Source organism: Mycobacterium sp., assembly GCF_019247635.1.
In the GTDB taxonomy this organism is placed as follows: Bacteria; Actinomycetota; Actinomycetes; order Mycobacteriales; family Mycobacteriaceae; genus Mycobacterium.
This window is the reverse complement of sequence record NZ_JAFBAR010000088.1, coordinates 1-7,382: the sequence shown is the minus strand read 5'-3', so window position 1 is coordinate 7,382 and position 7,382 is coordinate 1. Positions and strand designations below refer to the sequence as shown.

Sequence of the window (7,382 nt, the reverse complement as noted above, 5' to 3'; positions counted from 1 at the left end):
GGAAAGTTTCAAGGCCTGGGGGCAGATGGACCGCGTCGAATTGCCCACCGGCGTCGCCAGTTTCCCCGGCGAGGTGCTGGGGGCGCCGCGGACGTGGTGCGATCCGGTCTACAACATCACGCACTGGACGACGATGCCGCGGGGCGGGCACTTCGCCGCGTTCGAGCAGCCGGAGCTGTTCGTCGAGGATCTGCGCGCGTTCTTCGCAACGGTCCGCTGAGTGGGCGACTAGTTGGGCGAGCAGACGCAAAAGCCCCCGACACGCCGGTGTTTTACGTGCTTTTGCGTCTGCTCGCCCAACTGGCCGGCCCAACTGGCCGGCGGCACTGGCCGGCCCAACTGGCCGGCCCAACTGGCCGGCCCAACTGGCCGGCGCCCAACTGGCTGGCGGCACTGAGCATCTACACGATCCGCCAGCCACGTCGCGCGCGAAACCGCATGTCCCACAAATAGGTTCGGTAGATAAAGATCCAGACCCGGTGCGGAATCAGCCTGTCGGCCAGCCGTAGCGCCGAAAGCAGCCAGTCGAAGCGGCGCTGCTGGCTCGGCGACCAGTCCAGGCGCATCATCGCCCGGAACTCCGGCGCCAGGAATCCGGTCGTCGCGAACAGGTTGAACGGTCCGGCCAGCACCCGCAGCGGCCACGGCAGAAACGCCATCGACGCAACCCCGCGAAGATGTTCGCGCACCGGCGGATCGATCTGCAGGCCATCCAATGAGCGCTTCCAGTACTCGTCGAACGCCACCCGGTCCGGCGGCCACATGCGCTCAGGCACCTGCAGTGTGGTGCCCAACCGCTTGGCGTCGCGATAGACGGCGTCGGCGGAGGCCTCGTCCAGCGGCCCGTGCAGGAACTCGTGTTGCTCGACGAAATAGCGGTACAAACACGAGGCCACCCACAGCTGCAGCTTGGGGTCGAACGCGTGGTAGGGTACCGGGCTCTTCGGCGTCGACCGAACCTGGCGGTGCGCGACGTCCACGGCGCCGCGGATCAGCGCACGGTCGGACTCGGTGCCGATGGCGGCAACCGCCAGGTAGGTGCCCGTGGTGCGGGCCCGCTTGAACGGATGCTTGTAGACGTTGCCGCTGTCCACCGGGCTTTCCAGCACGCTATACCCGACCCCGGGCAACGACAGCTGCATGATCACGTTCGCGGCCGGCAGCAACAGCGCGGCCGGGTTCAGCAGATCGGCGATCCGGGTCGCGGGCCGCTTCGTTGCGGTTCCTGCCATGTGCTGGAGTACACCACGTGTGAGACGCTGCCGGAGTGGTTGCGTCGACATGGGTCGTCGGCGTCGCGGCCGGCTATCTGGCCGACATCGTGGTGGGCGACCCGCAGCGGGGGCACCCGGTCGCGGTGTTCGGCCGGGCGGCGGCGAAGTTGGAGCAGGTCACCTACCGCGACAGCCGGGTAGCCGGTGCTTTGCACGTCGCCGTGCTGGTCGGTGCGGTTGTCCTGCTGGGTGCGGCGCTGCCCCGTCGGCTCGTGACCACGGCGACGGCCACCTGGCTATCGCTGGGCGGAACCTCGTTGGCGCGCACCGGTCTACGAATGTCGGAGCTGCTGGACGACGGTGATGTCGAGGACGCGCGACGGCTACTGCCGTCGCTATGCGGGCGCGATCCGGTCAGCCTGGACGCGGCGGGCCTGACGCGCGCGGCGCTGGAATCGGTGGCGGAGAACACCTCCGACGCCCAGGTGGCGCCGCTGCTGTGGGCGACGATCGGCGGGGTACCCGCGGTGCTGGGTTATCGTGCCGTCAACACGCTGGATTCGATGATCGGCTACCGATCGCCGCGCTATCTCCGATTCGGTTGGGCCGCAGCACGATTGGATGACTTGGCTAACTACGTCGCCGCACGGGTGACTGCTTGCTTGGTGGTTTGCTGCGCGCCGGCCGTGGGTGGTTCTGCGTCGGGCGCGGTGCGGGCTTGGCGGCGGGACGCCGCACGCCATCCCAGCCCCAACGCCGGTGTGGTCGAAGCGGCCTTCGCCGGTGCGCTCGGTGTGCGGCTCGGCGGACCCACCCAATATCGCCACGAGCTCCAGATCCGGCCGACGCTGGGTGAGGGTCGGCCTCCGACGGTGGCAGACCTGCGCCGCGCGGTGGTGTTGTCGCGGGTGGTTTCGGCGGGCACTTTGGTGGCTTTGTCCGTGTTACCGGGCCTCACGCCGATACGCGGGTTAACTATCTGAGTTCGACTGCCACACAGCATGATTGAACGCCTGCACGCGCCGCACTTACCGCCGAACCGATGTTGGACAGATCAGTTGCCGCCGAGGCGAACCTGTCCGAGACTGCCACCAGATACGACATGGCCAACCTCCAACCCGTTAGCACAAGCCCTGAGCGGAAATCACCGCAGACATAACCTACCGCCGTCCACGCTTACACGTCGGGTAAACCTGGGGTCAGTTCATCCCCATCGTGTGGCTCTACCGGCCAGGACGACCTTTCTGTCGGCAACCGACGCGCACACACGGGGCCCGGGCCTATCGCCGCCGTCCGTAGCGGTCCGACAGTTTCTCCTCGACGGTCATCGGCCTGTCGGGCGCCTCCGACTTCTCGCGGCGGCGAACCCGGATCTCGGAGTACACGAAATAGCCCAGCAGGATCGGGGCCACGATGCCGAACGAGATCCATTGGATGCCATACGACAAGAAGGGTCCGGCATCCAGGTGGGGCACCCCGATCACACCGAGGCCGCCGGGTTGGTCTTCCACCAACTGCAGATAGGACCCGGCCAGCGGCACCCGCGTCAATCCCGCGACCTGTTCGGTGTTGATCGAATACACCTGCTGGAAGCCATCTCTGGTGAACGGCTCCTTGCCCGCGACCAGTGGTTCGGAGTCACGTAGCCGCGCCGTGATGGTCACCGCCTGGTCAGGCGGGCGCGGGATGACCGGCACGTGCGAGCCCGGCTCGGGCCGCACGTAGCCCCGGTCCACCAGGACGGTGGGTCCGTCGTCGACGGCGAACGGCACCAGCACCTCGAAAGCCTGGTCCCCTTCGACCACCCGCAACCGGGCCAGCACCTGCACGTCCGCCAGGTAGTGTCCGGTTGCCGTCGCCCTGCGCCACTGCGCGTCGGGAGCGGACGAATTCTGCTGCGGTAAAAGGATTTTCAACGCCACCGGCGGGGTGTTGAGAGACTGTTGGATCTGGTGGTTCTCGCGTGATGTTCGGGTGTTCTTTCCCAGCTGCCAGGGCGCGAGCACCATGAAACACAGGTAGGTGAACGCGATCACGACCAGCGCCAGCGCTATCCAGCCCGGCCGCAACAGGAACGCCATACGACGCATCAACCGCTCCCGTTCTGCGCCAGTCGTGCGTCGACCCAGTCATGCAGACCGGGCAGGGCGGCCTCGATGACTGTGTAAACGTCCTCGAAGTCGTCGTGGTTGCCGTAGTAGGGGTCCTCGACGTCAGGGACAAACGCCGCCGAGCGCGGATCGAAGGACCGCAGCATGCGCAGCCTGCTGTCGTCGACGCCAAGCCCGCGCAACAGCCGAGCGTGGTTGCGCCCCAAGGCAATTACCAGATCAGCGGCCAGGTGGTCATCGTCGAGCCGGGCGGCGCGGTGATCGGTGGGGTAGCCGTGGGCGCGCAGCACCCGGCGGGCCCGCTCGTCGACCCCGCTACCGACATGCCAGTCACCGGTGCCCGCACTGGTCACCCGCACCGCGTCGCCCAGGCCGCGCTGCTGGATCTGGTGCGCGAACATCTTTTCGGCCATCGGCGACCGGCAGATGTTGCCGGTGCAGATGAAGGTGACGTGCAGCGCGCCGCGACGACGATGCGGGCCGTCCAGCGCCCCGCTGAGGAGCGGGGCATTCGTATCGGTCGACTCAGACACCGAGTGCCCTTCGCAGTTCGTCGACGGTCGTCGCGTGCGTCACGCCCACGGTGGGGGATCCGTCGGCGAAATCGGCACGTCCGTAGCCCCAGCCGACCACCACGGTGTCGATGCCGTGCGCGGCGGCCCCTTCGACGTCGTGGCTCCGATCGCCGACCATCACCACCCGCCCGGGCAGCGGCCGCAACTGTTCGAGGGCATGGGCGAGCACTTCGGTCTTGGATTTGCGCGAGCCCTGTGGGCACGCGCCGGCGATGACCTCGAAATGCCGTTCCAGGTCGAAGTGGGCAAGGATGCGACGTGCCGTCGGTTCCAACTTGGAGGTGGCTACGGCCAGCCGGACGCCGGCGGCCCGCAGATCGGTCAGCAGTGGTTCGATCCCGTCGAACAGGCTGTTCATCGCCCAACCCCGGGTGCCGTATTCGGCCCGGAACGCCGCGAACGCCACGTCGGCGTCGTCGCCGAGCCCCATCGAGTGAAACGTCTCGTCCATCGGCGGGCCGACGATCATGGAGACCAGGTCGCCGTCGGGAACCTCGGCGCCGATCTGGCCGAGGGCGTGCAGGAAGCAGGTGACGATCCCCTCCGCCGAGTCGGTGAGCGTGCCGTCCAGATCGAAGATCACCAACTGCGCCGCCTCGCCCGGACCGGGCTGCGCACCAGTGGTGGCCGTGATGGTATCCGTCACGGACCCATTGTCGATGATCCGACGGGAGCACCGAATGGGGAGGTTGTGGAACGCGCTACGCACCTGGCGCGGCCTGACCTTGACTCGCTATCCGGTGTACGGCCTTTTTGAGCGCATCTGGGAAATCCGCGACAACCTCTCGGCTTACGACGCCGCCTATATTGCCCTGGCAGAAGCCCTCGACTGCTCGCTAGTCACTGCCGACCCACGGCTGGGCAATGCTGGTCAAGCGCGATGCGCGATCACGGTCGTCCCGCGATAGCCCGACCCGGACGCGGGCTCGCGCACTAGTGTTTCACCAATGGCGAGTCTGGATACCAGCCCGCTCACGGCGGCGCGCTACCACGGCGATCAGGCCGTCGCGCCCGGCATGCTGGATTTCGCCGTCAATGTCCGCCACCCGCACCCGCCGGACTGGCTGCTAGAGAGCCTGGCCGCGCGGCTGCCGGAGCTCGGCCGGTATCCGAGCTTGGACGAGGTGCGCCGGGCCCAGGACGTGGTCGGCGAAAGGCACGGCCGGGCCCGCGACGAGGTCCTGCCGTTGGCCGGCGCGGCGGAGGGATTCGCGTTGCTGCCCAATTTGCGTCCGGCACTGGCTGCGATCGTCGCTCCCGCGTTCACCGAGCCGGCCTGGGCACTGACGGCCGCCGGTGTGCCCGTCCATCACGTAGTCCTGCAGCGGCCGTTCACGCTGCAGGACGCGCACGTGCCCGACGACGCTGACCTGGTGGTAGTGGGCAATCCGACCAACCCGACCTCGGTGTTGCACACCCGCGAGCAGGTACTCGCGCTGCGCCGACCCGGGCGGATTGTGGTGGTAGACGAGGCGTTCGCCGATTCGGTGCCGGGCGAGCCGGAGTCGCTGGCCGGCGACCCGCTGCCCGACGTGCTGGTGCTGCGCAGCCTGACGAAGACGTGGTCGCTGGCCGGGCTGCGGGTGGGCTACGCCCTCGGCTCGCCCGACGTGCTGGCCCGATTGGCCGCGCAGCGCGCGCACTGGCCGGTGGGCACCCTCCAGCTGACGGCCATCGCGGCCTGCTGCGCGCCCGCGGCCGTCGCCGAGGCCGCCAGCGGGGCGGTGCGGCTGGCCGCGGTGCGCGCGCAGATGGTGTGCGGGCTGGGGTCCGTGGGTGCCGACGTTGTCGACGGCCGGGCTCCGTTCGTGTTTTTCCGCATGCCCGGCGCCGATCAGATGCGAAAGCGGCTGCAGGACATTGGGATTGCGGTTCGCCGGTGTGACACGTTCGTTGGGCTGGACGCGGAATATCTGCGGGCGGCGGTGCGCCCCGAGTGGCCGCTGCTGGTCGAGGCGATGGGCGGGAGGGCCCGGTGAGTGTGCGACTGGCCGACGTGATCGAGGTCTTGGACGAGGCGTACCCACCGCGGCTGGCCCAATCCTGGGATTCGGTCGGGCTGGTTTGCGGCGACCCTGACGACCTGGTGGAGTCGGTGACCATCGCGGTCGATGCGACAGCGGCGGTTGTCGACGAAGTACCCAAGCGTGGCCTGCTGCTGGCCCACCATCCGTTGCTGCTGCGCGGGGTCGACACGGTGGCGGCCAGCACGCCGAAGGGCGCATTGGTGCACCGCCTGATCCGAGGGGGGCGTTCGCTGTTCACCGCACACACCAACGCCGACTCGGCCGCACCCGGGGTGTCCGACGCGCTGGCACAGACCCTCGGCCTGACCGTCGAGGACGTGCTCGAGCCCGCGCCGGCCACGGCCGACTTCGACAAGTGGGTCATGTATGTACCACGCGAAAACGCGGAAGCCGTGCAGGCGGCGGTGTTTGACGCCGGCGCCGGGCGGATCGGCGACTATTCCCACTGCAGCTGGACTGTCACCGGTACCGGGCAGTTCCTGCCGCACGACGGTGCCGACCCGGCGATCGGCCGGGTCGGCGCCGTCGAGCGGGTCACCGAGGACAGGGTGGAAGTCATCGCGCCGGCGCGGGTCCGCGGCGAGGTGTTAGCGGCAATGCGGTCCGCACATCCGTACGAGGAACCGGCGTTCGACGTCTTAGCACTGGCGCCGCTGCCCAGCGGCGCCGGCCTTGGACGAATCGGTGCGCTGCCCGAACCGGAGCCGCTGCGGGCCTTTGTCTCTCGCGTGCAGGCCGCGTTGCCGCAAACGTCGTGGGGCGTGCGCGCTGCGGGGGACCCCGACCTGCAGGTGTCGCGGGTCGCGGTCTGTGGCGGCGCGGGTGACTCGCTTCTCGGCGCGGTCGCCGCCGCGGGCGTGCACGCGTATGTCACCGCCGATCTTCGGCATCACCCGGCTGACGAGCATCGCCGGGCCTCCGACGTGGCCTTGATCGACGTCGCCCATTGGGCAAGCGAATTCCCTTGGTGCCGCCAGGCCGCCGACCTGTTGGCATCCCGTTTCGGTGTATCGCTGCCGACGCACGTGAGCACCATCCGTACCGACCCATGGAACGTGAGATCTGGGGGGGACCCATGAAAGCCGAAGTAGCACAGCAGCGTTCGCTGCTGGAATTGGCAAATCTGGACGCCGAGCTGTCCCGGATCACACATCGGTCCACCCACCTGCCCCAACGGGAGGCGTTCGAACGGGCGCGGATGCAGCACAACGCCGCCGGTGATCGCCTTGCCGCCGTGCGAATCGCGGTGGAGGACTTGGATGCTCAGGTGTCGCGGCTGGAGGCGGAGATCGAGGCGGTGCGTCAGCGCGAAGACCGTGACAGGTCGCTACTCGCGTCAGGAGCCACCGACGTCAAGCAGTTGTCTGACCTACAGCACGAATTGGAGACTCTGCAGCGCCGGCAGACCAGCCTGGAGGATTCCCTGCTGGAGGTGATGGAACGTCGCGAGGAGCT

General features: G+C 68.3%; 9 protein-coding genes and 1 pseudogene. 6 read left to right on the top strand and 4 right to left on the bottom strand.

The genetic code is table 11. The annotated features are described in order from the left end of the window. Positions 1-220: alpha/beta fold hydrolase (locus tag JO236_RS13795; protein WP_416362240.1), on the top strand; the 220-nt coding region annotated here is incomplete at its 5' end. Between the two features lie 181 nt (positions 221-401). Here JO236_RS13795 and JO236_RS13790 read toward each other — a convergent pair. After that, a complete protein-coding gene (locus JO236_RS13790) occupies positions 402-1,232 on the bottom strand; it encodes an oxygenase MpaB family protein (protein ID WP_293330926.1) in 831 nt (276 codons plus the stop codon). A 35-nt stretch (positions 1,233-1,267) separates the two neighbouring features. Between JO236_RS13790 and JO236_RS13785 the strand changes: the two genes are divergently transcribed. Next, positions 1,268-2,197, top strand: a complete 930-nt coding sequence (locus JO236_RS13785) for a cobalamin biosynthesis protein (RefSeq protein ID WP_293330923.1) — start codon at positions 1,268-1,270, stop codon at positions 2,195-2,197. Positions 2,198-2,494: 297 nt separating this feature from the next. On the opposite strand, the gene JO236_RS13780 is transcribed toward JO236_RS13785, so the two are convergent. The 3 genes from JO236_RS13780 to JO236_RS13770 form a co-directional block, all read right to left on the bottom strand. Then, positions 2,495-3,304, bottom strand: coding sequence for an SURF1 family protein (locus JO236_RS13780; protein ID WP_293330920.1), 810 nt, complete (start codon positions 3,302-3,304; stop codon positions 2,495-2,497). Next, on the bottom strand, positions 3,304-3,783 hold the full coding sequence (locus JO236_RS13775) for a low molecular weight protein-tyrosine-phosphatase (RefSeq protein ID WP_293330933.1): 480 nt from the start codon (positions 3,781-3,783) through the stop codon (positions 3,304-3,306). Before JO236_RS13775 ends, JO236_RS13780 begins: the two co-directional genes overlap by 1 nt. A 67-nt stretch (positions 3,784-3,850) precedes the next feature. Beyond that, positions 3,851-4,534 (bottom strand): HAD-IA family hydrolase, encoded by a 684-nt coding sequence (locus JO236_RS13770; RefSeq protein WP_416362241.1) that lies wholly within the window; start codon positions 4,532-4,534, stop codon positions 3,851-3,853. Between the two features lie 64 nt (positions 4,535-4,598). Between JO236_RS13770 and JO236_RS13765 the strand changes: the two are divergent. The 4 genes and pseudogenes from JO236_RS13765 to JO236_RS13750 form a co-directional block, all read left to right on the top strand. Then, positions 4,599-4,808: pseudogene (locus JO236_RS13765) on the top strand (type II toxin-antitoxin system VapC family toxin); the annotation flags it as partial. Positions 4,809-4,847: 39 nt separating this feature from the next. Next, on the top strand, positions 4,848-5,879 hold the full coding sequence (cobC, locus tag JO236_RS13760) for an Rv2231c family pyridoxal phosphate-dependent protein CobC (protein WP_293330917.1): 1,032 nt from the start codon (positions 4,848-4,850) through the stop codon (positions 5,877-5,879). Beyond that, on the top strand, positions 5,876-7,006 hold the full coding sequence (locus JO236_RS13755; RefSeq protein WP_293330914.1) for a Nif3-like dinuclear metal center hexameric protein: 1,131 nt from the start codon (positions 5,876-5,878) through the stop codon (positions 7,004-7,006). The genes cobC and JO236_RS13755 overlap by 4 nt, the downstream gene beginning before the upstream one ends. Beyond that, a partial coding sequence (locus tag JO236_RS13750) for a zinc ribbon domain-containing protein (protein ID WP_416362239.1) occupies positions 7,003-7,382 on the top strand: 380 nt, incomplete at its 3' end. The genes JO236_RS13755 and JO236_RS13750, both read left to right, overlap by 4 nt.